We start from the raw sequence: 25,655 nt of genomic DNA on the forward strand, positions 1-25,655 counted from the left end.
ACATCTCTAACGCGCTGCTATCGTTAGGAATAATGGATCCACTACAATACAATAGGCCATTCATATTGAATACTATGGTCATTAACACTGCTTTTAAGCCTTAAAAGCAGAACATATTGCTATCATGTTAAAAAATCGCTTCTAAAAAAGACAAAAAATCGTTAATAAATGAATTGGTAAAATTTAACGCTGAATAACAATTCACCAGACGGCGTATTATCTTGCCATAGATATATGTAACAGATTATTGCAAACCCCTTGCCTGCGCTCCCGGGATAGTGAACATTACCTCCCGTTTTTCCTTCCTTATAACAAGAAAAATGCTTACCGATGCGGTAAGGCATGAGCAAGCCCCTCATTAAAGCGGGATGTAAAAAAAGAGGTATATGTGTCGACTGCAAACAAAGAACCAGCAGAAAACGTAAGTCTTAACGCGTTTAAGCAACCAAAATCGTTTTACCTGATTTTCTCCATTGAACTCTGGGAGCGTTTCGGCTATTACGGCCTGCAGGGCATCATGGCCGTTTACCTGGTCAAAATGCTGGGCATGTCCGAAGCGGACTCCATTACGCTGTTCTCCTCCTTTAGCGCCCTGGTCTACGGCCTTGTGGCAATTGGCGGCTGGCTGGGCGATAAAGTGCTCGGGACAAAACGCGTCATCATGCTCGGTACCATCGTACTGGCCATCGGTTACGCCCTTGTTGCCTGGTCCGGTCACGACGTGAGCGTAGTTTATATCGGTATGGCAACCATCGCGGTAGGTAACGGCCTGTTCAAGGCTAACCCCTCCTCGCTGCTTTCTACCTGCTATGAGAAAGACGATCCGCGGCTGGACGGTGCATTCACCATGTACTACATGTCCATCAACATCGGCTCCTTCTTCTCGATGCTCGCCACCCCATGGCTTGCTGCGCAGTACGGCTGGAGCACCGCGTTCTCTCTGAGCTTCGTCGGTATGCTGATCACTCTGGTGAACTTCATCTTCTGTAAGAAGTGGGTGAAGAACTACGGATCTAAACCTGACTTCGCGCCGGTACACTTTGGCAAGCTGCTGGCAACCATCGCAGGCGTGGTGGTGCTGATTACCGTTGCGACCTGGCTGCTCCACAACCAGGGCATTGCTCGCGCCGTGCTGGGTCTGGTCGCGCTGGGCATCGTCATTATCTTCGCTAAAGAAGCCTTTGCGATGAAAGGTGCCGCTCGCCGTAAGATGATCGTCGCTTTCATCCTGATGGTAGAAGCTATCGTCTTCTTCGTGCTCTACAGCCAGATGCCAACGTCCCTGAACTTCTTCGCCATTCGTAACGTGGGCCATGAAATCATGGGCATCACCTTCGAGGCCGAGCAGTTCCAGGCGCTGAACCCGTTCTGGATCATGATTGGTAGCCCGATTCTGGCCGCTATCTACAACAAGATGGGTGACCGTCTGCCAATGCCGCACAAGTTCGCTATCGGTATGGTGCTGTGCTCCTTTGCCTTCCTGGTGCTGCCGGTCGGGACGAAGTTTGCCAACGAAGCGGGTATCGTCTCCGTGAACTGGCTGATCCTGAGCTATGCGCTGCAGAGTATCGGCGAGCTGATGATTTCCGGTCTGGGTCTCGCCATGGTTGCGCAGCTGGTACCGCAGCGCCTGATGGGCTTCATCATGGGCAGCTGGTTCCTGACTACTGCAGGTGCGGCAATCATCGCCGGTAAAGTGGCTGGCCTGATGGCGGTACCGGAAAACGTCACCGATCCGCTGCTCTCTCTGGAAGTCTACGGTCGTGTCTTCATGCAGATCGGTATCGTCACCGCGGTGATTGCCGTGCTGATGCTGCTGACGGCGCCTAAGCTGAACCGCATGACGCAGAGCGAAGACAAAGCGGAAAAGGTTAATAAAACCGCTACGGCGTAACAATCCCTGGAAAAATGATAATTTAGCCGCAGGCCTGACAGCCGGCGGCTTTTTTTTTCACTGCGTCCGCACTACCATAAGTTATCTTAGCGCCCCAAAGGAGTTAGTCATGAAACTGTATTTCAAGCCCGGTGCCTGTTCCCTCTCCCCACACATTATTCTGCGTGAATCAGGTCTGGACTTCTCGCTGGTGAAAGTCGACCTGGCAACCAAACGCACCGAAAACGGCGACGATTTCCTTGCCATCAACCCAAAAGGCCAGGTGCCTGCCCTGGTGCTGGATGACGGCTCCCTGCTGACCGAAGGCGTGGCTATCGTCCAGTATCTGGCTGATAAGGTCCCGGACCGTCAGCTGCTGGCGCCGTCAGGCAGTATGACCCGCTACCACACGCTGGAGTGGCTGAACTACGTCGCAACCGAGCTGCACAAAGGCTTCTCTCCGCTGTTCAACCCGGCCACGCCTGAAGAGTTCAAGGCAGTGGTTCGCCAGCAGATGGAGAAGAAATTCCATTACGTGAATGAGTCGCTGAAAGACAAGCAGTGGCTGATGGGTTCACGCTTCACGGTGGTAGATGCTTACCTGTTTACCGTGCTGCGCTGGGCCTATGCCCTGAAGCTGGACCTGACAGGCCTGACGAATATCGAAGAGTTCGTTGAACGTATGAAGGCGCGCCCAACGGTTTCTGCGGCGCTGGCCGACGAAGGGATTTAACTCCTCCTCAATAGCAAAAGGCCCTCAGTTCAGTTGAGGGCCTTTCTATTTCAGAGCTTCACCGCGGTGAAGTAATGCTCAGGTTTGGCAATCCCGTCCTGAGCGGCGACCAGCTGTAGCTCATACTCTTCCATGCGTTTGGTGACGATCATAATGTCGTATACCGCCGCCGTAACGTGCTCGAGTGCCTCACGCAGCGTCGCGCCCTGCAGCAGCTTAACCAGCAGCAGACCACTGGTTACATCGCCTACGCCCACGGGCTGACGCTCACCGAAGTCCACCAGCGGGCGGTGAATGTGCCACGCCTCTTCAGCCGTCACCAGCAGCATTTCAAAACGATCCTGCTGATAGCCCGCCCGCGCCAGGTGCTTCACCAGCACGATTTCTGGTCCCTGGGCGATAAGCTCGCGGGCCGTCGCCACGGCTTCGTCCACGTTGTTAACGCTGTGGCCGCTGAGGATTTCCAGCTCAATCAGGTTAGGGGCAATAATATCGCTTGCCGGCATGGCGTAACGCGTGTGGTACTCCGCCACGCCCGGGGCCACTATGCACCCTTTTTCCGGATGGCCCATCACGGGATCGCAGAAGTATTTGGCGTTGGGGTTAGCCGCCTTCACCTGACGCACGATAGAGAGAATATGCTCCCCCTGCTCCGCCGAGCCCAGATAGCCGCTCAGCACCGCGTCACAGCGCTGCAGCTGGCCGATATCCGCAATCCCCTGCACAATCTCGCTCAGATGGCTGGCGGGCATCACGCTGCCGGTCCATTTCCCGTACTGCGTGTGGTTGGAGAACTGCACCGTGTTTAGCGGCCAGACGTTAGCGCCCAGGCGGCGCATCGGAAATTCGGCGGCGCTGTTGCCGGCGTGACCAAATACCACATGGGACTGGATGGCAAGAATGTTTTTCATTTTCTACTCAGGTATCGCCAGGTGTTGTGCTTGCTAAAAAAAACACGGCCTGAGCCGTGTTTTTCCGAACTTATAACTTATTTCCAGCAGACGAGGCAGTAGTTCTTTTTACCGCGACGCAGCAGGGTGTAACGGTTAAACAGAATATCGCCTTCGGTGAAGGTATATTCCGGATCAGACTGCTTCTCGCCGTTAATGGTAATCGCATTCTGAGCGATGGTCTTACGGGCCTGGCCACGGGATGGCTGAAGCTCGGAGTCCACCAGCGCCTGCTGCAGGTCAGCACCGCGCTCGATTTCCACCATCGGTACGCCGTCCTGAGCCAGCTGTTCGAAGTCCGCTTCGCTCAGATCGCTGAGGTTGCCGTTAAACAGGCTGGCGGTGATGCGTTTGGCGGCGGTCAACCCTTCTTCACCGTGGACCAGACGAGTCACCTGCTCTGCCAGCACGTACTGAGCGCGAGGCGCGGCACCGCTGTTTTTGTCTTCTTCTTCCAGAGCGTTGATCTCTGCAATGTCCATAAAGGTGAAGAACTTCAGGAAGCGATAAACGTCCGCGTCCGCGGTGTTGATCCAGAACTGATAGAATTTGTACGGGCTGGTTTTCTTTGGATCCAGCCAGACCGCGCCGCCTTCGGTTTTACCGAACTTAGTGCCGTCGGATTTGGTGATCAGCGGAACGGTCAGGCCGAACGCCTGCTGCTGGTGCAGACGACGAGTCAGGTCGATACCGGAGGTAATGTTGCCCCACTGGTCAGAACCGCCGATCTGCAGCACCACGCCGTGCAGTTTATTCAGGCAGGCAAAGTCGTAACCCTGCAGCAGGTTATAGGAGAACTCGGTAAAGGAGATCCCAACGTCATCACGGTTCAGGCGCTGTTTTACGGCCTCTTTGTTAATCATCTGGTTAACAGAGAAGTGCTTGCCGATATCGCGCAGGAAGGTCAGCACGTTCATGCTGCCGAACCAGTCATAGTTGTTTGCCGCGACGGCAGAGTTTTCACCGCAGTCAAAGTCGAGGAACGGCGCAACCTGACGGCGAATTTTTTCCACCCACTCCTGCACGGTATCTTCGGTGTTCAGCTTGCGCTCAACGGCTTTAAAGCTTGGGTCGCCGATAAGACCGGTCGCGCCGCCCACGAGGGCAACCGGCTTGTGGCCTGCTTCCTGAAAGCGTTTCAGGCACAGCAGCGGAACCAGATGGCCCAAATGCAGGCTGTCGGCGGTCGGATCGAAGCCGCAATAGAGTGCAATTGGCCCCTGCGCCAGTCGCTCTGCTAACGCATCCTCATCCGTCACCTGGGCCACCAGGCCCCGCTCTTGCAATTGTTTTATCAAATTGATGTTCGCCATCAAATTCTCCATCTCTATACGACTGCACCTTTGCCGGTACACGGCTTTTCGCCCACTGGCGAAAGAGTTCATTTTTTAGGGGACATAGAATAAAGCGCTGACACAGTTAGCACCAGCGCTTAAGGTGAAAATCCTGACTTTACGGTGCGAGACGGTCTATTTTCCAGGCAGTTCCGTCGCGCTGGTAAAGGAAGCGGTCGTGCAGGCGGTGTTCTCCTCCCTGCCAGAACTCCATCTGTTCAATGCTGACGCGGTAGCCGCCCCAGAAACTCGGCAGCGGCACCTCGCCCTGCTGGAACTTCTGTTTAAGCTCAAGGAATTTACTTTCAAGCACGCCGCGCGCGGAAATGCGGCTCGACTGCTTCGACACCCAGGCCCCGATCTGGCTATCCTTCGGGCGGCTATGGAAGTACTTCAGCACTTCAAGCGTAGAAAGACGTTCGGCGGTGCCCTGCACCATCACCTGACGTTCCAGCATGTGCCAGGGGAAATGCAGGCTGACTCGCGGATTGTGTTCGATATGGTGCGCCTTGCGCGAGCCGAGATTGGTGTAAAACACCAGCCCTCTTTCGTCGAAATGCTTGAGCAGCACGATGCGCTGGTAGGGCTGGCCGTTTTCATCAACCGTCGCGACGACCATCGCCGTCGGGTCGGCAAGCTTCGCCTCGCAGGCCTGCGCCAGCCAGCGTTCAAACAGCGGCAGCGGCGTGTCGGTGAGATCGCGGCGGCGAAGGCCGCCTTTGGTGTATTCGCGGCGCAGGTGCGCAATCTGTTGCAAAGAGTCGTTATCAGACATGGCGTTACGTCAGGCTATCTTCGGGTGGAGCTATTGTGCTCTCCACCCCGAGAAATCTCAACGTTTGGCCGTTTGCAGCTGGCAATTATTCAGCACGATAGTGTCTTTACGGTAGACCGTGGCGCTGTCGCCCTTAGACCACAATACGTAAACGCCGTCGGTGTAACGGGCGCCGGAGGCGGAAAGGCCCTGAGTAAGCGTCAGCAGCTGGTTGTCGTAGACAAAGCTCACCTGCTGTTTGTCGTTATTCAGCTTTACGGTCAGCGGCTTTTCATCGCACTTATAGGCCAGGGTGTCGGTATGCATTCTTTCGAGGAAAGCGTTGTAGTAGCTACAGCCGGCAAGCAGCATTGGCAGGGTGGCAACAAGCAGTTTTTTCATCTGAGTATCCTGAAGATCTTCTTATCCCTGGAGGGCCTGCGCCCTCCTGACAAGCTCAGTTTAACGGTTTCCTGATGAGGATAATTTCAGTTAACTCCGATTATGGCGAGGATTAGCCGGATAGATGGCGCCGAGAATCGTAGGCTCAGAGGCTCCGGTGACGGAAGGAAGATTCCCCGGCAGGCCGGACATTGTGCGATAGGCCAGCCAGGCAAAAGCCAGCGCCTCCATGTCGTCACCGCTGATCCCGGCCTCGTCGGTCGTCGTCACCTCTATCCCCGGCAGCAGCGCGGCCAGGCGAGCCATTAACAGCGGGTTACGGCTGCCTCCGCCGCAGACCATGACGCGCTCGCAGCCGCCGCTTAACAGCACCTGCTCGGCGATGGTTGTGGCGGTCAGCTCGGTGAGCGTGGCCTGAACATCTTCTCCCGCCAGCGCCGGGAACCTGGCTAGCTGGCGCTCAAGCCAGCCATAGTTAAAGTACTCGCGGCCGGTACTCTTGGGTGCGGGAGCCGAAAAATAGGGATCGCTTAGCATCTGCTGGAGTAAAGGAATAATGACCCTTCCGCCGCTCGCCCATTCGGCGTCTTTGTCGTAGCCTTTCCCCCGCTGCCGCCAGATCCACGCATCCATCAGCATGTTGCCGGGCCCGGTATCATAGCCTCTGACGGGCTGGCCGGGGATCAGCAGCGAGAGATTAGCAATGCCGCCGATATTAAGCACCATACGGCGTTCCACCGGGTGAGCCAGCAGCGCCTGATGAAACGCCGGCACCAGCGGTGCCCCCTGCCCGCCGAGGGCCATATCGCGGCGGCGAAAATCGCCCACCACGGTAATACCGGTCAACGCCACGATTTGGTTATTGTCGCCGATCTGGAGGGTATGGGCGGCTTCACCCTGGGGTTCATGCCAGACGGTTTGACCGTGGCAGCCGATGGCGGTAACGTCATCCGGGCGCAGCCCTTCTCGTTTAACAAGGATTTGCACCGCCTCTGCGAACAATTTTCCCAGGCGGTTGTCCAATTGGCCGAACTGGGAGAGCGTGAGCTGCTGCCCCTGGCAAACGGCAAGAATGGCGTTTTTGATGGCCAGCGGCATCGGGTGACTGTAGCTCGCCTGCTGGACGACCAGATGTTCATCGATAGCGGCCAGCACCACATCGATGCCGTCCAGGCTGGTACCTGACATCACGCCAATATAGCGACCTGATTTCATCGTCACTCCTTATTTTCGCCGGGGCGATAAGTTGATGCTGTTAAGCTAACATGCAATGTTATGATTTATTAATGATTTTTATTAATAATCTGTGTCACCTGACGCAACACACGTTCTGCGCCTTAACCGAAATTCTCAAAGCGCAGCGGTTTAATTGTTGTTAAAGAGATTTGATTTACTATTTTTACAGGATTGTTGTAGAACAAATATGAACTATGGCCAGGAATTGCCATATAATTTAGCCACAACGGATGCTCACCGAGCGTTGATGGGTTCACAGGAGAGGTACAAATGATTTCACGTGTTTTGGCAGTTTCACTGGTTGCTCTGAGCCTTGCTGGCTGTGCTAACGAAGGGCTGTCCGGCGATGTTTATAATGCGTCGGAAGCTAAACAGGTAAGAACCGTGACTTACGGTACGATTACCCACGTTCGCGCCGTCACCATTAAAGGCAGCGATGGCAACAGCACTATCGGCGCCATCGGCGGCGCGGTGCTGGGCGGCCTGCTCGGTAACACCGTAGGCGGCGGCACAGGCCGTACGCTGGCGACCGCAGGCGGCGCAGTAGCCGGCGGCCTGGCGGGCGACGCCATTGGCGGCGCAGCGGGTAACAGCAAAGGCGTTGAGCTGGAAATCCGTAAAGACGACGGTCAGACCATCATTGCCGTGCAGAAACAGGGTGACACTCGTTACTCCGTTGGTCAGCGCGTTGCCATCTCCGGCAGCGGCAACAACATCACCGTTGCTCCTCGCTAAGATAACGCTCAATGATTTAAGGCCCGCACTGCGGGCCTTTTGTTTTAGTAGGTTATGCCTGGGGGATTCACTTCCGAACCGGGAACGGCTTCTCCCTGCTCTCCCCACCTGGCCAGAACCTGCTGATATTCTCCCCGTTGAATCGCGCCATCCAGCGCCGCCTGCAGCGCATACACCAGCCCGTTGCCTTTCTTCGTGGTGGTCGCCACATAGGCCTTTTTCGGCCCAAGCCCCACCACTCGCGTGGTCCCCGTTAACGCAGATTTATAAGCCGTAATCGACTGCGGCCCGAAGAACACATCGGCCCTGCCAGACTGGATATAAAGGTTCGCAGAGGCGTCATCGGTGACGTAGACGGGCAACGCTGGTTCACGCCCCGCGCGTTCGTTTTCCGCATTCCAGCCGAGAAGAATACGCTCCTGATTCGTTCCGGCTCCCACGATAACCTTGCGCCCCGCAAGATCTTCTGCCTTACCAATCGTCTGAATTGGACTGCTGGCCTTCACCGCAAACGAGAGCGAATCCACACGATAGGTGGCAAAGTCGAACTTCTCTTTACGCTGTTCCGTCACGGCAATATTCACCAGCGCCACGTCATAACGCCCGGAAGTAATGCCCAGCGGCCAGTCCTCCCAGGCGGTAGGCACGAGCTTAAGCTTCAGGCCAAGGCTTGCCGCCAGCAGCCGCGCAATATCCGGATCGCTGCCTATGCGCGTGCGGTTATCGCTAGCCAGCAGGGCCAGCGGCGGAGAATTTAGCGCGGAGATAGCCACCGTCAGCGTGCCCGGCTCAACAAAATGGTAGCCCGCAGGAATTTTTGCAATGGCCTGCTCGTCCCGGGCGATATTCAGCGGTTTTTCATTGGCGGCCAGGTCAATCCCCGTATGCGCCTGGGCCGCTGAGGCACAGACCAGCAGCGCTATTAATCCATATTTCATTTCATAGTACCTTCGATAAAAACTGCCGGGTGCGCGAGTGCTGCGGGCGATTCAACACTTCGTCGCTGCTCCCCTGCTCAACAATTTTACCGTCCACCATAAACACCACCTGATCGGCCACCTCGCGGGCGAAACCTATCTCGTGGGTGACCACCACCAGCGTGGTGCCCGATCGAGCCAGCCTTTTAATGACGTCCAGCACTTCACCGACCAGCTCAGGATCGAGCGCGGAGGTGGGCTCATCAAACAGCATTACTCGCGGACGAAGCGCCAGAGCGCGGGCAATCGCGATACGCTGCTGCTGCCCGCCGGATAAATGCCGGGACCAGGCGTCGGCCTTATTACGCAGGCCAACCACGTCCAGCAGCTCATATGCACGTTCAACCGCCTCTTTACGGCTGAGCTGCTTATGGGCAAGCGGCGCTTCAATAAGGTTTTCCAGTACCGTCATATGGGGAAACAGGTTGAAGTTCTGGAAGACATAGCCCACGTTGGCTCGCTGGCGCAGGATCTCCTTTTCTTTAAGCTCGTACAGCTTGTCGCCTTTCAGGCGGTAGCCAATATAATCGCCGTCAATCTGGATAAATCCTTCATCCACGCGCTCCAGGTGGTTGATGGTGCGCAGCAGCGTTGACTTACCGGAGCCCGATGGGCCGAGAATTACGGTGACCGTCCCCGGCGGTATCTCCAGCGACACATCGTCCAGCGCCTTGTGGCGCCCAAAGTACTTGCTGACGCCGGTGATCGAGATATGGCCACTATGAGAGGTTTGCATGAATCGGCTCCTGCGTTACGGCGGCTGTGGACGGCGCGGCGCTTCGGGCCGGGCGCGTTTGATTGATAGCAGAGCGACGCTCGCTGCGAGCCAGGGAGCGCTCAACCAGATACTGAATCAGCGACAGGACGCTGGTGATCACCAGATACCAGACGGCCGCCACCATCAGCAGCGGGATCACCTGCTGCGTGCGGTTGTAGATCATCTGGATGGTATAAAACAGCTCCGGCATCGCCAGCACGTAAACCATCGCCGTGCCTTTGGCGAGGCTAATGATTTCGTTGAAACCGGCAGGCAGAATGGTACGCAGGGCCTGCGGCAGAATAATGCGCACGGTACGTCGCCAGGCAGGTAACCCTAGCGCTGCTGCGGCTTCATATTGCCCGTGATCCACGCCTAAAAAGCCACCGCGCACGATCTCTGCGGTGTAGGCGCTTTGCACCAGCGTCAACCCAACCACCGCCGTCGAAAACTGCCCCAGCACGTTAATCGTGTCGTAGCTGCCCCAGACGATGCTGGTAAAGGGGATGCCAAGCGACAGCTTGTCGTACAGATAGGAGAAGTTGTAAAGCACGATCAGCACCACAATCAGCGGCAGCGAGCGGAAGAGCCAGATGTAGCCCCAGGCCAGACTCTTCAGCAGCCAGGAGGACGAAAGTCTGGCGAGCGCCAGCAGGCCGCCCAGTATGACGCTCAGCACCGTGCCCAACAGCGTCAGCAACAGTGTTTGTCCCAGCCCCTCCAGGATCACCGGGTTAAAAAACCATTGCGCAAAAACGCCCCACTCCCAGCGAGGATTAAACGCGACAGACTGCACCACCACCGCGAGAACGAACAGCGCTATCACCGCGCCCACGGTGCGCAGCGGGTAGCGCGCAGGGACCACTTTAATGGTTTCGGAAGATTTCATCGTTATACCTCAGGCCGTTTTGCTCAGGCTTTCCAGCGATAAGAGTTTGGTAAACCTCAGCCGCCCGTCGTGGGGCGGCAGGCTGAACGTTTCCGGGTCGACCTCCAGGCTGAATTGCGGGTCGTAGCCTTCGCTCAGGTAGAGCCTGACGGCCTCCGGCTGGCGAAACCCGGTGGTCAGGTAGATACGGCTATAGCCCGCCTGAAGCGCATAGCGCTCCAGCTCACGGACTACGCGCCCTGCCAGCCCCTGCTTGCGTAACGTACTCTTTGTCCAGATGCGCTTAATTTCTGCGGTTTGCTGGTCATAGGGCTTATAGGCCCCGGTGGCAATAATTTCGCCCTCACGCTCAAGCACGATAAAAATACCCTGCGGCGGCAGATACCATTCGGTAAGCTCGACCTCCGCATCACGCGAGAAAAAATCCCCGTAGCGGGCAGCGTATTCACCAAACAGCCCGTTAATGATCGGCTGCAGCTCAGGCGCCTCCGGGGACAGAATGCGAAAACGTTCGCTCATACAGACCTCCTTAGTCCCCTAAACCCGCGGGGTTGATTTCCGAGGCAGGAATACTTTCCACGCCCTCGCCCCAACGGTTGAGCACTTTTGCGTAGTCGCCCTGCTGAATGGCACCGTTAAGCGCCGTTTGTACCGGCTCAACCAGCCCGCTGCCTTTTTTCAGCGTAACGGCAATGTGTGCGGCCTTTGGCCAGCCGCCGTCAACGCTCCCTACCAGCCTGGTCTTGCCAGTCAGCGCCGCTTTCCAGGCCCCGGTAACGTTCGGTCCAAACCAGGCATCGGCCCGCCCGGACTGCAGCGCCAGCGTCAGCGCGGCATCATCTTTGGTGTAAACCGGAGTAAATGGCTTGAGCCCTTTCTTCAGGTTTTCAGCATTCCACGCCAGCAGGATAGCTTCCTGATTGGTGCCGGAGCCCACCACAATGCGCAACCCGGCAATATCCTCCGCGTGGCTGAGAGATTTGATCGGGCTGTCGGCCTTCACATAAAAGCCAAGAGAATCTTTACGATAGGTGGCGAAATCGAACTTCTCTTTGCGATCTTTGGTGACGGTAATATTGCTGATCGCGGCGTCATACTTCCCGGACGCCACCCCCAGCGGCCAGTCCTCCCAGGAAGTGGGCACTACGTTAAGCTCAAGACCGAGGCTGTCGGCCACCAGGCGTGCAATGTCCACCTCGCTGCCGAGCAGCGTTTTATTATCATCAGAAAAAACCGTCAGCGGCGGCGAGTTGAGCGCCGCCACTGCCACGGTAAACTTACCGGGAACGGCAAAATGATAATCTTTCGGCAACTGCGCGATGGCCTGCGGATTTTTGGCGGTATTAATCGGCGATTTGTTCGCCTCAAGGCTCACTCCGGTTCCATTGATGGTGACGTCGTTCGCCCAGGCAATCGGGGCCCATGCCAGCGCAATAGCCAGCAGTAGCGATGTTTTTTGCATAATCATTTCTCTTTATTTGCCGTAGCGATTGTCGGGCTGCGCTAAACCAAAGCTCTCGCGCAGCGTGGTGCCGGGATAATCCGTGCGGAAAAGGCCCCGGGCCTGCAGCACGGGTACAACCTGCTCCACAAACCGGGGGAAGGTATCCGGTGTGCCTCCCTGGATAATAAAACCGTCGGCGGCGCGATCCTCAAACCAGCGCTGAAGCCCGTCTGCCACCTCCTCCGGGGAGCCGGAGAAACGCGGTCTCGGGCTGGCGGCTTCCAGCGCGACCTGGCGGAGAGTTAAGCCGCGTTCCCGGGCGTTGCGCTTGATCTCATCGGTGGTGCTGCGGAAGCTGTTCTGCCCAAGGTCACCAAGGTCGGGGAAAGGTTCGTCCAGCGGGTACTGGCTAAAGTCATGGTGTTCGAAATAGCGACCCAGGTAGTTCAGGGCATCAGAAACCGACACCAGCGCGGCGGTAGTTTGATACTGTTGCTCCGCGTCTTCGGCATCTTTGCCAACAATCACGCTGACGCCCTGGAAAATGTGCAATGAATCAGCCTCGCGGCCTTGCGCTTCCAGCTGGTTTTTCACATCACGGTAAAAAGCTTTTGCCTCAGCAAGCGTTTCATGGTGGGTAAAAATGGCATCGGCGTGTTTCGCCGCCAGCTTTTTGCCGTCCTCCGAGGCTCCGGCCTGGAACACAATCGGGCGCCCCTGCGGCGTGCGGCCAATGTTAAGAGGCCCCGCCACCTGGAAGAAATCCCCCTGATGGTTTAGCGCATGCAGCTTTTCAGGGGCAAAAAACTGCCCGCTCTCTTTGTTCCGCACAAAAGCATCCTCTTCCCAGGAGTCCCAGAGCCCCTTGACGACGTCCAGGTATTCATCGGCGATGCGATAGCGCAGCGCATGTTCAGGATGCTGGGTTCTGGAGAAATTTTTGGCCGAACCTTCAAGGGGGGAAGTCACTACGTTCCACCCCGCACGGCCGTTGCTCAGATGATCGAGGCTTGCAAACTGGCGGGCGGTGGTAAAAGGATCGCTGTAGGACGTGGATAATGTGCCCACCAGACCTAAACGGTGGGTTACGCTCGCGAGCGCGGATAATACCGTCAGCGGTTCAAAGCGATTTAAAAAATGGGGGATAGATTTTTCGTTTATATACAGTCCGTCGGCAACGAATATAAAGTCCAGTTTCCCTTCTTCCGCTTTCAAAGCGGTTTGTTTAACAAACTCAAAATTAATGCTGGCATCGGCTACCGCGGCAGGATGACGCCAGGCTGACATATTTCCCGATGCGCCATGTAATATCGTACCCAGCCGTAATTGTCGTTTTTCTGACATGTCTCATCCTTATGCGGATCGTTAAATCCGCCGTCGCTGATTAGGGTTAAAGTTGTTGCAATGCCGTTTGCGCTAACCGCGCGAAATAACGAGCCGCTGGTTCAATCAACCTTTCATCGGGATTGAAGGCAGGATGATGAAGCCCGTAGCGGCTGTCGCTGCCGATGCTGACAAAAGCGCCGGGAATATGCTGGAGGTAGACCGCAAAATCTTCACCGCCGAGGTGCAGATCTGCATGCCGGGTCGCATAACCTTCTGCCGCAGCCACCTCGCGAGAAAACTCAGCCCAGCGTTCATCGTTAACCAGCGCGTCCGGTCCCGCATGCCAGGTGACATCGATTTCCGCCCCAAAGGCGGCGGCTAGACCGGCGGCAATCTCAAGGACCCGAGCTTTTACCGTCTCCCGCACGCTGGCGCTATGGGTGCGCAGCGTCCCTTCCAGCTCGACGCTTTCCGGCAGCACGTTCCAGGTATTGCCGCCCGCAATGCGCGTGATGCTCAGTACCGCCGAGTCGAGCGTATTGACCTCCCGACTGGTGATGCTTTGCAGCAGGCTGACCAGCTGGCTGGCAAGTAAAATGGCATCTTTGCCCTCATGAGGACGAGCGGCATGCGCCCCTTTACCGCGCACCTGAATGACCAGGCGATCCACGTTGGCATAAAACGCACCGCCGCGAGTGGCAAAGGCGCCAACCGGCAGATTAGGCTCATTGTGCATGCCAAAAATAGCCGAGACCCCCTGCAGCACGCCGGCCTTCACCAGCGTGGTTGCCCCGCCGAAACGCTCTTCTGCAGGCTGAAACAGGATGCGCACTCGCCCGTTAAGCTGCGCTTCGTTCTGCTTCAGCAGCAGCGCCGCCCCAAGCATCACGCTGCTGTGAACGTCATGCCCGCAGGCGTGCATGACGCCGGCATTTTGCGAACGGAAGGCGACGCCGCTGGTTTCTTCGATGGGCAACGCGTCAATATCCGCACGCAGCGCAATGGCCTTATCGCCTTCGCCTATCTCGGCAACAACGCCAGTTTTCAGTGAATAGGGAAGCAGACGGATATCGGCGCTTTGCAACCAGTCCCGGATACGGGAAGTCGTCTCCACTTCCTCAAGAGAGAGCTCCGGGAACCGGTGCAGTTCGCGGCGCCAGTCGATCAGCTGCTGGGCAAAAGTCATACCGCCGCCTCCGTCACCGCATGAGCTTCAGCAAGCAGACGCAGTGAAGCGATGCGTTCCGCGCCTTCGGCAACCGGCGTATCGATAATAAATTCATCGATAGCGTACTCCTCGTGCAGCGCCTGTAGCGCCTCCCTGACCGCTTCCGGCGTACCTTTTAGCAGCGAAGGTTCACGTCGCGTCAGGCTGCGTAGCGCACTGCCTGACTGGCGAGCAAAGCTGTGCGCCTGCTCTTCGCTGGCCACGCTCACACGCTGCCCGTTTTCCAGCTCCACGCCCCAGATCTCAACCTGTGCGGCAAGCGCTTCCGCGCGCCCGGCGTCCGGCGCCACAATTGCCTGCACCGCCACCAGCACGTCTCGACGGCTGTTCGCCCGCCACTCTTTCAGTACCTCGCGCAGCAGGTTTTTATCGCCGTTAAGATGGGCAGCAAAAACAAAATTCCAGTCAAGGCTCGCCGCCAGCCGGGCGCTTTGCAGGCTTGCCCCCAGCAAAAAACGCTCCGGGCGCTGAACCGGTAGCGGCGTAGCCCGAACGCTCTCGTCTTCCGCCGGTTCGCTCAGCGACAGCCACGCATCAAGCTGGGTCAGCTGCTCATCAAAGGTTCCTTTGGCCGCCTGCGATACCCCCTGCTGCAGTGCCTGAGTAGAGAGCGGTAAACCTCCCGGCGCTTTTCCGATGCCGAGATCGATTCGCCCCGGCGCAAGCGAGGAAAGCAGGTTAAAGTTTTCGGCAACTTTATAAGGGCTGTAGTGCTGCAGCATAACGCCACCGGAGCCAACGCGGATGCGGCGAGTTTGCCCGACAATCCAGGCAATCAGCACTTCAGGCGAGGGACTGGCAAGCTGGGGCGTATTGTGATGCTCTGCCAGCCAGAAACGGTGATAGCCCCAGGCTTCTGCCTGCTGCGCAAGGTGCAGCGTGCGCGTCAGGGCATCCGTTGCGCTGTCGTTCGGCGCAAGCGGGCTTTTATCCAGGATACTGATGCGATAAGACATAGTGCAGGCTCGTTTTTATTAACATGCCTGCATTATTAAAAGCGGGAGACGGCAGAGAGAAACAATAAATTTACATTTAGTCTTCTGAAATAGAGATAAGCAAAGTCAGACGCCGGCTTAACTATTTGCTACCGGGCTAAAGATCGCCGGTTAACGCGTTAGCGGCAAAATAAAAAAGCCCCGCCGGATAAACAGCGAGGCTTTTGCTCACCCGTAGAAATTAATCCCGGTTCTGCAGTTCAATAATATTTTGCTCAAGCCGGCTTATCAGGCTGCTTAACAGCGCCTGCTCTTCGCGAGAAATCCCGGTCAGGATCTCTCCACGCGTTTCGTTTATCACGTCCTCCATCTTTTCGATGATGGGCGCGGCCTGCTCGGTCAATTTGATCCGTTTTGCCCGACGGTCGTTCGCGCAAGTTTTACGCGAGATTAACCCTTTTTCTTCGAGCTGATCCAGCGTGCGAACCAGTGACGGTTGCTCAATGCCGATCGCTTTAGCCAACTGAATCTGTGACTGGTCTGGCGGCAGCTGATGAATATTATGCAGCGTTACCCAGTGTGTCTGTGTCAATTCCAGAGGTTTCAGGCGATGGTCAATCAGCGCACGCCAGATGCGTACCAGGCGAGCCAGATCCGAACCTAATGGCGATGGCGATTCCAATTTCATCTCCTTATAATTAGCTTGCTAACTTATTATACTGATTTTAGACTATTGTGCAGGCATTAACTGTTAAAAACAAACCCCTTACTTTCACTGAAGTTATGCGAACAGCTATACTTTTATTCTACATCTAAGTGAGGGGAAACGGCAGCTACCCCGTTTTTTTAAAGGATTATCACCACGTGAGTCTCACTTTTAGCCCATCCGGCTTCCCGCTTCAGGATTTTGTGGTTGGGGCGTCGATTTACTTTCCGCCGCTGTTCAAGGCCGTGTTTGTCGGCTTTTTTATCTGGCTGGTCCTCCACCGCTTGCTGCGCGACTGGATCTATTCCGGTGAAGTCTGGCATCCCACGCTGATGGACTTATCCCTTTTCGCGCTGTCCGTCAGCGCCGGCATGGCTCTTTTGGTGATGTGGTAACGCAATGAATCTCAAAACAATAAAATACTTTTCCACCCTGATTGTTCTTGCCGCTGCGCTGCTGGCGGGCTGGCTGCTATGGAACTACTACATGCAATCGCCCTGGACGCGTGACGGTAAAGTGCGCGCCGAACAGGTCAGCATTACGCCGCAGGTGTCCGGCACCATCGTCACCCTCAACGTGAAAGATAATCAATTTGTCAGCAAGGGTGCGCCGCTGTTTACGCTCGACGCAACGCCTTACCATATTGCCGTGCTCAATGCAGAGGCGCAGCTGGCAAAGGCGCAGTCGGATCTGGCCAAAGCCAGCAACGAAGCTAACCGCCGCCACAACCTGCCGCGTAACTACATTTCCGCCGAGGACATGGATACCGCGAATATTAACGTCAAGGCTATGCAGGCGGCGGTCAAGGTCGCTCAGGCCACGCTCGAGCAGGCCCAGTGGCAGCTTTCGCAGACGACGGTAACCGCGCCGGTCGACGGCTGGGTCACCAACCTGACGTCGCGCACCGGGAACTACGCCACCGAGGGAAAACCGGTTTTTGCGCTGGTCGACAGCCACTCATTTTATGTCGTCGGCTACTTCGAAGAGACCAAGCTGCGCCGGATCCAGCCGGGCAATGCCGTACAGATTGTCCTGTATAACGGTAACCAGAGGCTGACGGGCAAAGTGGAAAGCATCGGTCGCGCTATCTACGACCAAAGCATTGAAAGCGACAGCGATTTGGTGCCGGACATCAAGCCTAACGTGCCGTGGGTACGCCTTGCGCAGCGGGTGCCTGTACGCATTACGCTCGACGCCATACCCAAAGATGTCACGCTCGTCTCGGGCACAACCTGTACCGTTAGCGTTCAACCCTGATGAACCTCACTTTTCTGGAGTGGCGCAACACGCCGTGGGGTAAAGCAACCGGCGGGCAATGGCGCTATGCCCTGCGCAACGCCATTGCTATGGGAATGGCGCTGGCTATTGCCTATGGCCTGGATCTGGATGAACCTTACTGGGCGATGACCTCCGCGGCGGTCGTGAGCTTCCCCACCGTCGGCGGGGTGATCAGTAAGAGCCTGGGCCGTATCGCCGGCAGTTTTATCGGCGCGGCAGCGTCGCTCATCATTGCCGGTAACGCGCTGAACGATCCCTGGCTCTTTACCTTCGCCATGGCAAGCTGGCTGGCGCTGTGTACCTGGGCCTCCAGCCATTTTCAGAATAACGTTGCCTACGCCTTTATGCTGGCGGGATACACCGCCGCCATTATCGCCTTTCCGATGGTCAATACCGTCGAGTCGACCCAGCTGTGGGATATCGCCCAGGCCCGCGTTTGTGAGGTGGTGGTCGGGATTCTGTGCGGCGCCTTCATGATGATGGTTCTGCCCAGCACCTCGGACGGCAGCGCGCTGGTTACCGCGCTGAAAAACATGCATGGCCGTTTACTGGAGCACGCCAGCCTGCTTTGGCAGCCGGAAACGACCGACGCCATTCGCACCGCGCATGAGGGGATTATCGGCCAGATCCTGACCATGAACCTGCTGCGTATTCAGGCCTTCTGGAGCCACTACCGCTTTCGCCGTCAGAACAGCCTGCTGAACTACCTGCTCCACCAGCAGCTGCGCCTGACCAGCGTCATCTCAAGCCTGCGGCGTATGCTGCTTAACTGGCCGGATGCGCCGGCCAATATCTGGTCGGTGCTGGATAGCCTGCTGCGTGAGCTGGCGAAGCCGGACGCCGACAAATACTCTGTCGCCCGGCTCCTGCAGCAGCTTGCCCCTACATCTCAGGATGATTACCGTCATCAGGCATTCTGGCATCGACTTCGCTATTTTTGCTGGCTGTACCTCAACAGCAGCCGCTGGCTGAAAGAGCTGGAAAACGCCACGCCGGTGTCGGTCATTACGCCGCCGCAGGCTCCGCCGCTTGCACGCCACACAGACAGCGCCGAGGCGCTCTGGAGCGCACTTCGCACCTTTGCCACCATCACGCTTACCGGCGCATGGTGCATCGGCACCCAGTGGGAGTCGGGCGGCGGCGCGCTATCGCTGGCCGCCATCAGCTGCGTGCTCTACTCCTCGGTGGCTTCACCGCTTGGCTCGGTGACGCTGCTGATGCGCACCCTGCTGTGGCTGTCGGTGTTCAGTTTCCTGGTGAAATTTGGCCTGATGATCCAGGTGACCCAGCTGTGGCAGTTCCTGCTTTTCCTGCTGCCGCTGCTGCTCACCATGCAGCTCATGAAGCTCCAGCAGGCGAAACGCGCCGCACTTTGGGGGCAGCTCATCGTATTTATGGGATCGTTTCTGGCGGTCAGTAACCCGCCGGTTTACGACTTCGCCGGCTTTATCAATGACAACCTGGCCAAGGTTCTCGGCGTCGGCATTTCATGGCTGGCCTTTTCGGTGCTGCGGCCCAGCTCGGACACTCGCCGAAGCCGTCGACATATCCGGGCGCTGCGGCGAGGGTTTATCGACCAGCTAAGCCGCAAGCCCCAGCACAGCGAAAGCCAGTTTGAGTCGCTGGTGTACCATCACATCAGCCAGCTTAGCAACAGTAAGGAAGAAGCGGCCCGCCGCTGGCTGCTGCGCTGGGGCGTGGTCTTGCTCAACTGTTCGCACGTCGTCTGGCAGCTGCGCGGCTGGGAGACGCGGTCGGACCCGCTGTCGATAGTCAGGGATGTTTGTCTTCATACCCTGCGCGACGTCATGAGCGAGCGCGGCGTCCTGCAAAGGCCGCTGGCAGAATCACTGAAGGAGCTGCAAAGAATTTGTGACACGCTGGCGCATCATCACGATCCCGCTGCCCGGGAGCTGGCTGGCATTATCTGGCGGCTTTATTGCTCGCTCTCGCAGCTGGAGCAGGCACCGCCTGCCGGAACGCTGGCAGACGGTCAGTAACGATTAAGGCACGTCGTAGCCGAGCGCGGCCTTACGGATGCGGAACCACTGCTGGCGTGTCATCTCCAGGGACAGGGAGTGAATAGCAGAGCGCACGCGCTCGATCTTACCGGAGCCGATAATCGGCAGCGGCGAAGAGGGCAAGCGCATAACCCAGGCGTAAACCACCTGTTCGATGGTGTCGGCCCCAAGCTCCTCCGCCACCTTCTGCAGTTCAGCGCGCAGCGGCTGGAATTCGTCGTCATTAAACAGACGCCCGCCGCCGAGGCAGGACCAGGCCATGGGGCGAATACGCAGCTGCTGGAGCTGATCCAGCGTGCCGTCAAGCAGCAGCGGCTGGTGCACCGGGGAAAGTTCAACCTGGTTTGTTGCCAGAGTAAACGGCAGACGAGACTGCAGCAGCGAGAACTGTGCCGGGGTAAAGTTAGAGACGCCGAAATGGCGAACCTTGCCGCTGTGATGCAGCGCGGTGAAGGCCTCAGCGACCTCATCGGCATCCATCAGCGGATCCGGACGGTGGATCAGCAGCAGGTCCAGATAATCGGTGGAGAGTTTTTTTAGCGAGCTTTCTGCGCTGCTGATGATGTAGTCGCGGTCGGTAATGTAGTGGCCAAGGGCATTTTCTGGCTTAGCGGTAGTGGCGATGCCGCACTTCGTGACAATCTCCATTTTGCTGCGCAGGTGCGGTACCAGACGCATGGCCTCGCCAAAGGCGGCTTCGCACGCATAACCGCCATAAATATCCGCGTGATCCGCCGTGGTAATGCCCAACTCAACGTGCTCCTCAATAAAGCTCGCCAGCTCGCGCGGGGACATATTCCATTCCATCAACCGCCAGTAGCCCATCACCAGGCGTGAAAATTCCGGTCCCTGTGGGGCAATCGTAATGCGCTGTACCATAAAAATATAACCTCAGATAAGGAGAAATACTGCCCCGAGTATAACGGCCCTGAATGATTAAAACAGTGAGGGCTGCTCCGGTTCTTCAGGTGAATTTGGCTTATTTGCTCGTAACTTGCGCAACAGGCGCTGGCGACAAAGGCGGAGTACATCCTGCTTTTGCGCGTCGCTCATTTGCTGCCACTGGAAACGCTCATCACGACTGCGCATACAGCCACGACAAAATCCGCGCTCATCCGACTGGCAGATACCGCGGCAGGGACTTTGAATGGGGAAGAACTCCAGCTGCTCTGACACTAACCCACCTCATTAACGACTTTGCCTCAATTGAAGCCTGACTCCGGCCGGGATGCAAGCGGGACGGCTAAAAAATCACCGCCCGGCGAAAAGCGTTTGAAAATTAAGGTTCAGCTAATCTTCTCTCTCTACGCTAGCGGATATTCTGTTTTGTATTCATGGCTACTATGAATTTTCTGAAAAAGTTACAGTGTAACGATGCACAATATAACCTCTGCTGCGCCTTTTTCTTCACGTTGATCAATGCTCTGTTTATTCATCGCAGCTGGAAGCTGATTGCCCCGGCCTCGCTCCATAGCTGGCTGTTTGCCGCTTCGGTGCCGGTGGTGCTGTTCTGCGCCTGGCTGACCATTTTCAGCGTGGTTAACCTGCCCTGGCTTCGCAAACCCGCGCTGGTGCTGCTGGTGATCGGCTGCGCGGCCAGCAACTATTTTATGTTCACCTACGGGGCCGTCATCGATAAGAATATGATGGTCAACGTGTTTGAAACGAATTCTCAGGAGGCTGCCGCGCTGGTCACGCCGCAGCTGGTAAGCTGGCTGGCGCTGGCGGGGATCGTCCCCGCCCTTCTGCTGGTGCTGGTGAAAGTGCAGCCCGCGCGCTGGTGGCATACCGTTCTTACTCGCCTGGTCAGCATCCTCGCCGGGCTGCTGGTTATCATCCTCATCGCCGCGCTGTTTTATAAAGATTACGCCTCGCTGTTCCGCAACAATAAAGGCGTGGTCAAGATGGTCACGCCCGCAAACTACATCAGCGCCCTCAGTCGCTATAGCAAAGAACGCTGGTTTGCCGGCGACCAGATGCTGATTAAAATTGGCGAAGATGCGCAAAAAGGCGCGGTGATTCGGCAGCAGCCGAAGAAAACGCTGGTGGTGCTGGTAGTCGGTGAGGCCTCAAGAGCCGAAAACTACTCGTTGGGCGGCTACGGCCGCGAAACCAATCCGCAGCTCAAAAAACAGGGGGTAATTTACTTCCATAACGCCTCATCCTGCGGAACGGAAACGGCGGTTTCTGTCCCCTGCATGTTCTCCGACATGCCGCGTAAATCCTACGATGCCGATCTCGCCCGTCACCAGGAAGGGCTGCTTGATGTACTGGCCCATGCCGGGGTTAACGTGCTGTGGCGGGATAATGACGGTGGCTGTAAGGGCGCCTGCGACCGGGTACCGCATACGGATATGACGCAGTGGAAGCTGGACGTTTACTGTAAAGACGGCGCCTGTATTGACGATGTGTTGCTTCATCGACTGGACAACGTGATGGAGGGGTTACGGCAGGACACGGTTATCGTGCTGCACCTGATGGGCAGCCACGGCCCGGCTTACTATCAGCGATACCCGGATACGTTCCGCCGCTTTACGCCAACCTGCGACAGCAACCAGATCCAGGACTGCAGCCGCGAGGCGCTGGTTAACACCTACGACAATACCCTTCTGCATACGGACGATGTACTCAGCCGAACAATTGACAAACTAAAACAGCATCAGGACAAACTTAACACCGCCCTGATCTATCTGGCCGACCATGGCGAATCGCTCGGTGAAAGCGGGATCTACCTGCACGGCACGCCCTATATGCTCGCGCCTTCGCAGCAAACGCATATTCCGCTGCTGTTCTGGCTGTCACAGGATTACCGACAAAACTTTGCCCTGGACAGTGATTGTCTGGCGCACAAAGCCGCAAGTGACCCTGTATCGCAGGACAACCTTTTCTCGACGCTGCTGGGCATGATGAACATCCGCAGCCAGGTGTATCAGCGAGATATGGATATCCTTGCCAACTGCCGCAAAGAGTAATCAGATGGCGGTCACAAAAAAAGGGGCCGCCCCCTTGCATTAGACCGACTGGTCTACTACATTGAGCGCATGAATCGACATCCTGAACATGACACTCGCGAACACCTTCTCGCCACCGGCGAGCGGCTGTGCCTTGCCCGGGGCTTTACCGGCATGGGGCTGAGCGAACTGTTACGTACCGCAGAAGTGCCTAAGGGCTCTTTCTACCACTACTTCCGCTCCAAAGAGGCGTTTGGCGTGGCCATGCTTGAGCGCTATTACCAGGCCTCCAATCTGCGCGTGGTGGATCACTTTTCGCACGGTGAAGGCAATTTTCGCCAACGACTGCTGAAGTGGTATCAGGATATGCTGAGCTACTTCTGTCAGAGCGGAAATTTGAGCAACTGCCTGATAGTAAAGCTTTCAGCAGAAGTTTGTGACCTTTCTGAAGATATGCGCGGCGCGCTGAATCACGGCGGGACACAGCTCGTCGCCCTGTTAGCGGATGTGCTGGAGAAAGGCCGCAGTGAAAAAAGCCTGCATTTTGATGGCGAAGCGCTCGACCAGGCGATGGTGCTCTACTCGCTGTGGCTGGGTGCCAGCCTGCAGGCAAAGATTTCCCGCAGCGCTTTGCCGCTCGAAAGCGCGCTAGCGCACGTCCGTACCCTAATGGCAGAACCTGTCGCCTGACAGGTTTTTTATTTACTGATTTACTAGACGACCGGTCTACTTGAGGAAACACCATGTCAGCAGATAAACTGTTTACGCCACTCAAAGTTGGCGCGATTACCGTACCAAATCGTATTTTTATGGCGCCGTTGACGCGTCTGCGCAGCATTGAACCGGGCGATATCCCAACGCCATTGATGGGTGAATATTATCGTCAGCGCGCCAGCGCCGGCCTGATCATCAGCGAAGCAACTCAGATCTCCGCCCAGGCCAAAGGTTATGCAGGCGCACCCGGCCTGCATAGCGAAGAGCAAATCGCCGCGTGGAAAAAAATCACCGCGGGCGTTCACGCGGAACAGGGCCATATGGCCGTTCAGCTGTGGCACACCGGCCGTATCTCCCACTTCACGATTCAGCCAGGCCAGCAGGCTCCTGTCGCGCCTTCCGCGCTGAGCGCCGGAACTCGTACCTCGCTGCGTGATGAGAACGGTAACGCCGTTCGCGAAGATACCTCCATGCCGCGTGCGCTGGAGCTCAGCGAAATCCCGGGCATCGTGGACGACTTCCGTAAAGCGATTGGTAATGCTCGCGACGCAGGCTTTGACCTGGTTGAGCTGCATTCTGCCCACGGCTATCTGCTGCATCAGTTCCTGTCACCTTCCTCTAACCACCGTACCGACGAATACGGCGGCAGCCGTGAAAACCGTGCCCGTCTGGTGCTTGAAGTGGTTGATGCCGGGATCAAAGAGTGGGGTGCCGATCGCATCGGGATCCGCGTTTCGCCGATTGGCTCGTTCCAGAACGTGGACAACGGCCCGAACGAAGAATCTGATGCGCTCTACCTGATTGAAGAGCTGGGTAAACGCGGCATTGCCTATCTGCACATGTCCGAGCCGGACTGGGCCGGTGGCGAACCCTATACCGAAGCATTCCGCGAAAAAGTTCGCGAGCGCTTCAGCGGCGTTATCATCGGCGCCGGGGCTTATACCCCGGAGAAGGCGGAAGATCTGATCGGTAAAGGGCTGATTGACGCGGTGGCGTTCGGCCGCTCGTTCATCTCCAACCCGGATCTGGTTGCCCGGCTGCATAAAAACGCAGAGCTGAACCCGCAGCGCCCTGAGACCTTCTACGGCGGCGGCGCGGAAGGATATACCGACTACCCAAGTCTGTAACTTCGCGGCGCCTTTCATTGATAGCGGCGAGCAATCGCCGCTATACTCAACGACTCCTGAATTAACAGTCTCATTCGACGAGGATTTTATGCGTCTACTTCATACCATGCTGCGCGTTGGCGATCTGCAACGCTCTATCGACTTTTACACCAAAGTACTGGGCATGAAACTGCTGCGTACCAGCGAAAACCCGGAGTACAAGTACTCTCTTGCGTTTGTCGGCTATGGCGATGAAAGCGACACGGCGGTTATCGAGCTGACCTACAACTGGGGAGTGGATAGCTACGAGTTAGGCACGGCCTATGGCCACATCGCGCTCAGCGTCGATAACGCCGCAGACGCCTGCGAGCGTATTCGCCATAACGGCGGCAATGTCACTCGCGAAGCCGGCCCGGTCAAAGGCGGCACCACGGTTATCGCTTTCGTTGAAGATCCGGACGGTTACAAAATCGAGCTGATCGAAGAGAAGCACGCAGGCAAAGGCCTGGGTCACTGATTTTCAGGTTGCGAACGCTAAACAAAGGTCGCCCGGTGCGGCCTTTACTGCAAGACTCCCCGAAATTTGCCATAATGCGCGCTGCATTTTCCCCGTATTAAGAGAATCTGATGTCAGACAACACGCAATTGCATGGCCTGTGCGACCGCTTTCGTGGCTTTTATCCGGTAGTTATCGATGTAGAAACCGCAGGATTTAACGCGAAGACCGATGCGTTACTGGAAATCGCCGCCGTTACCCTGAAGATGGATGAAGACGGCTGGTTATCCCCCGACGAAACGCTGCATTTCCATGTCGAACCGTTCGAGGGTGCCAACCTTCAGCCCGAAGCTTTGGCTTTCAACGGGATCGACCCGCATAATCCCCTGCGTGGTGCCGTCAGCGAATATGATGCCCTGCACGCCATTTTCAAAGCCGTGCGTAAAGGCATCAAAGACAGCGGCTGTAGCCGTGCGATTATGGTGGCGCATAACGCCACGTTCGATCACGGCTTTATGATGGCCGCGGCGGAGCGGGCAGCGTTGAAACGCAATCCGTTCCATCCGTTTGTCACCTTCGATACTGCTGCCCTGAGCGGCCTGGTTCTGGGGCAAACGGTGCTGGCAAAAGCCTGCATCGCCGCTGGCCAGAAATTTGACAGCTCGCAGGCGCACTCCGCTCTGTATGACACCGAGCAAACCGCCCTGCTGTTTTGCGAAATCGTCAACCGCTGGAAACGCCTGGGCGGCTGGCCTCTGCCATTGGCAGACGAACCGGAATCTGAAGCATAAAAAAAGCGACCTTCGAGGG

The 25,655-nt window shown here is 56.7% G+C and carries 25 protein-coding genes and 1 pseudogene; 11 read left to right on the forward strand and 15 right to left on the reverse strand.

Annotated features, from left to right (window positions below; all coding sequences use genetic code 11):
• The first annotated feature begins 388 nt into the window (after window positions 1-388).
• Both dtpA and gstA read left to right on the forward strand, forming a co-directional pair.
• The gene (dtpA, locus tag EL098_RS12565) at window positions 389-1,894 is read left to right on the forward strand and encodes a dipeptide/tripeptide permease DtpA (protein ID WP_126356516.1); all 1,506 of its coding nucleotides are present in this window, start codon (window positions 389-391) and stop codon (window positions 1,892-1,894) included.
• Between the two features lie 109 nt (window positions 1,895-2,003).
• Complete coding sequence (gene gstA, locus EL098_RS12570) at window positions 2,004-2,606, forward strand: glutathione transferase GstA (RefSeq protein ID WP_126356517.1); 603 nt, start codon at window positions 2,004-2,006, stop codon at window positions 2,604-2,606.
• Between the two features lie 50 nt (window positions 2,607-2,656).
• Here the strand turns inward: gstA and pdxY are convergent, their stop codons facing one another.
• The 5 genes from pdxY to anmK form a co-directional block, all read right to left on the reverse strand.
• On the reverse strand, window positions 2,657-3,517 hold the full coding sequence (gene pdxY / locus EL098_RS12575) for a pyridoxal kinase PdxY (RefSeq protein WP_126356518.1): 861 nt from the start codon (window positions 3,515-3,517) through the stop codon (window positions 2,657-2,659).
• Between the two features lie 77 nt (window positions 3,518-3,594).
• A complete protein-coding gene (gene tyrS, locus EL098_RS12580) occupies window positions 3,595-4,869 on the reverse strand; it encodes a tyrosine--tRNA ligase (RefSeq protein ID WP_126356519.1) in 1,275 nt (424 codons plus the stop codon).
• 139 nt (window positions 4,870-5,008) lie between these two features.
• Window positions 5,009-5,665, reverse strand: a complete 657-nt coding sequence (pdxH, locus tag EL098_RS12585) for a pyridoxamine 5'-phosphate oxidase (RefSeq protein WP_126356520.1) — start codon at window positions 5,663-5,665, stop codon at window positions 5,009-5,011.
• A 57-nt stretch (window positions 5,666-5,722) separates the two neighbouring features.
• On the reverse strand, window positions 5,723-6,046 hold the full coding sequence (gene mliC / locus EL098_RS12590; protein WP_126356521.1) for a C-type lysozyme inhibitor: 324 nt from the start codon (window positions 6,044-6,046) through the stop codon (window positions 5,723-5,725).
• Window positions 6,047-6,136: 90 nt separating this feature from the next.
• Window positions 6,137-7,261 carry an anhydro-N-acetylmuramic acid kinase gene (anmK, locus tag EL098_RS12595; RefSeq protein WP_126356522.1) on the reverse strand — a complete coding sequence of 375 codons (1,125 nt, stop codon included), beginning with the start codon at window positions 7,259-7,261 and terminating at the stop codon, window positions 6,137-6,139.
• 291 nt (window positions 7,262-7,552) lie between these two features.
• On the opposite strand from anmK, the gene EL098_RS12600 reads away from it, so the two are divergent.
• Window positions 7,553-8,017: an outer membrane lipoprotein gene (locus EL098_RS12600; RefSeq protein WP_126356523.1), complete on the forward strand. Its 465-nt coding sequence runs from the start codon at window positions 7,553-7,555 to the stop codon at window positions 8,015-8,017.
• A 44-nt stretch (window positions 8,018-8,061) separates the two neighbouring features.
• Here the strand turns inward: EL098_RS12600 and EL098_RS12605 are convergent, their stop codons facing one another.
• The 8 genes and pseudogenes from EL098_RS12605 to slyA form a co-directional block, all read right to left on the reverse strand.
• A complete protein-coding gene (locus tag EL098_RS12605; RefSeq protein WP_126356524.1) occupies window positions 8,062-8,955 on the reverse strand; it encodes a transporter substrate-binding domain-containing protein in 894 nt (297 codons plus the stop codon).
• 1 nt (window position 8,956) lies between these two features.
• The gene (locus tag EL098_RS12610; RefSeq protein WP_126356525.1) at window positions 8,957-9,730 is read right to left on the reverse strand and encodes an amino acid ABC transporter ATP-binding protein; all 774 of its coding nucleotides are present in this window, start codon (window positions 9,728-9,730) and stop codon (window positions 8,957-8,959) included.
• A complete protein-coding gene (locus EL098_RS12615; RefSeq protein ID WP_126356526.1) occupies window positions 9,714-10,640 on the reverse strand; it encodes an amino acid ABC transporter permease in 927 nt (308 codons plus the stop codon). The genes EL098_RS12610 and EL098_RS12615 overlap by 17 nt, the downstream gene beginning before the upstream one ends.
• Before the next feature lie 9 nt (window positions 10,641-10,649).
• Window positions 10,650-11,159: a GNAT family N-acetyltransferase gene (locus tag EL098_RS12620; protein WP_126356527.1), complete on the reverse strand. Its 510-nt coding sequence runs from the start codon at window positions 11,157-11,159 to the stop codon at window positions 10,650-10,652.
• Window positions 11,160-11,169: 10 nt separating this feature from the next.
• Window positions 11,170-13,428: pseudogene (locus tag EL098_RS23210) on the reverse strand (NtaA/DmoA family FMN-dependent monooxygenase).
• Between the two features lie 46 nt (window positions 13,429-13,474).
• Window positions 13,475-14,596, reverse strand: a complete 1,122-nt coding sequence (locus EL098_RS12635) for an amidohydrolase (protein ID WP_126356530.1) — start codon at window positions 14,594-14,596, stop codon at window positions 13,475-13,477.
• A complete protein-coding gene (locus EL098_RS12640; protein WP_126356531.1) occupies window positions 14,593-15,594 on the reverse strand; it encodes an LLM class flavin-dependent oxidoreductase in 1,002 nt (333 codons plus the stop codon). Before EL098_RS12640 ends, EL098_RS12635 begins: the two co-directional genes overlap by 4 nt.
• Before the next feature lie 220 nt (window positions 15,595-15,814).
• Complete coding sequence (gene slyA, locus EL098_RS12645) at window positions 15,815-16,261, reverse strand: transcriptional regulator SlyA (protein WP_126356532.1); 447 nt, start codon at window positions 16,259-16,261, stop codon at window positions 15,815-15,817.
• Between the two features lie 176 nt (window positions 16,262-16,437).
• On the opposite strand from slyA, the gene EL098_RS12650 reads away from it, so the two are divergent.
• The 3 genes from EL098_RS12650 to EL098_RS12660 are packed head-to-tail and all read left to right on the forward strand — an operon-like array spanning window position 16,438 to window position 19,557.
• On the forward strand, window positions 16,438-16,674 hold the full coding sequence (locus tag EL098_RS12650) for a DUF1656 domain-containing protein (RefSeq protein ID WP_126356533.1): 237 nt from the start codon (window positions 16,438-16,440) through the stop codon (window positions 16,672-16,674).
• A gap of 4 nt (window positions 16,675-16,678) precedes the next feature.
• Window positions 16,679-17,536, forward strand: a complete 858-nt coding sequence (locus EL098_RS12655) for an efflux RND transporter periplasmic adaptor subunit (RefSeq protein ID WP_126356534.1) — start codon at window positions 16,679-16,681, stop codon at window positions 17,534-17,536.
• Window positions 17,536-19,557: an FUSC family protein gene (locus tag EL098_RS12660; protein ID WP_126356535.1), complete on the forward strand. Its 2,022-nt coding sequence runs from the start codon at window positions 17,536-17,538 to the stop codon at window positions 19,555-19,557. Before EL098_RS12655 ends, EL098_RS12660 begins: the two co-directional genes overlap by 1 nt.
• Window positions 19,558-19,560: 3 nt before the next feature.
• Here the strand turns inward: EL098_RS12660 and EL098_RS12665 are convergent, their stop codons facing one another.
• Window positions 19,561-20,457 (reverse strand): aldo/keto reductase, encoded by an 897-nt coding sequence (locus tag EL098_RS12665; RefSeq protein WP_126356536.1) that lies wholly within the window; start codon window positions 20,455-20,457, stop codon window positions 19,561-19,563.
• 57 nt (window positions 20,458-20,514) lie between these two features.
• The gene (locus EL098_RS12670; RefSeq protein ID WP_008456463.1) at window positions 20,515-20,754 is read right to left on the reverse strand and encodes a DUF1289 domain-containing protein; all 240 of its coding nucleotides are present in this window, start codon (window positions 20,752-20,754) and stop codon (window positions 20,515-20,517) included.
• Window positions 20,755-20,921: 167 nt separating this feature from the next.
• Between EL098_RS12670 and eptA the strand changes: the two genes are divergently transcribed.
• The 5 genes from eptA to rnt all read left to right on the forward strand — a co-directional run bounded on the left by eptA (window position 20,922) and on the right by rnt (window position 25,636).
• Window positions 20,922-22,550, forward strand: a complete 1,629-nt coding sequence (gene eptA / locus EL098_RS12675; RefSeq protein WP_126356537.1) for a phosphoethanolamine transferase EptA — start codon at window positions 20,922-20,924, stop codon at window positions 22,548-22,550.
• 69 nt (window positions 22,551-22,619) lie between these two features.
• Window positions 22,620-23,219: a TetR/AcrR family transcriptional regulator gene (locus EL098_RS12680; RefSeq protein ID WP_126356538.1), complete on the forward strand. Its 600-nt coding sequence runs from the start codon at window positions 22,620-22,622 to the stop codon at window positions 23,217-23,219.
• 53 nt (window positions 23,220-23,272) lie between these two features.
• Window positions 23,273-24,370, forward strand: a complete 1,098-nt coding sequence (gene nemA / locus EL098_RS12685) for an alkene reductase (RefSeq protein WP_126356539.1) — start codon at window positions 23,273-23,275, stop codon at window positions 24,368-24,370.
• A gap of 88 nt (window positions 24,371-24,458) precedes the next feature.
• Complete coding sequence (gene gloA / locus EL098_RS12690) at window positions 24,459-24,866, forward strand: lactoylglutathione lyase (protein ID WP_126356540.1); 408 nt, start codon at window positions 24,459-24,461, stop codon at window positions 24,864-24,866.
• Window positions 24,867-24,976: 110 nt separating this feature from the next.
• A complete protein-coding gene (rnt, locus tag EL098_RS12695; RefSeq protein WP_126356541.1) occupies window positions 24,977-25,636 on the forward strand; it encodes a ribonuclease T in 660 nt (219 codons plus the stop codon).
• Window positions 25,637-25,655: the final 19 nt, after the last annotated feature.

It is taken from the genome of Cedecea lapagei (assembly GCF_900635955.1).
In the GTDB taxonomy this organism is placed as follows: Bacteria; Pseudomonadota; Gammaproteobacteria; order Enterobacterales; family Enterobacteriaceae; genus Cedecea; species Cedecea lapagei.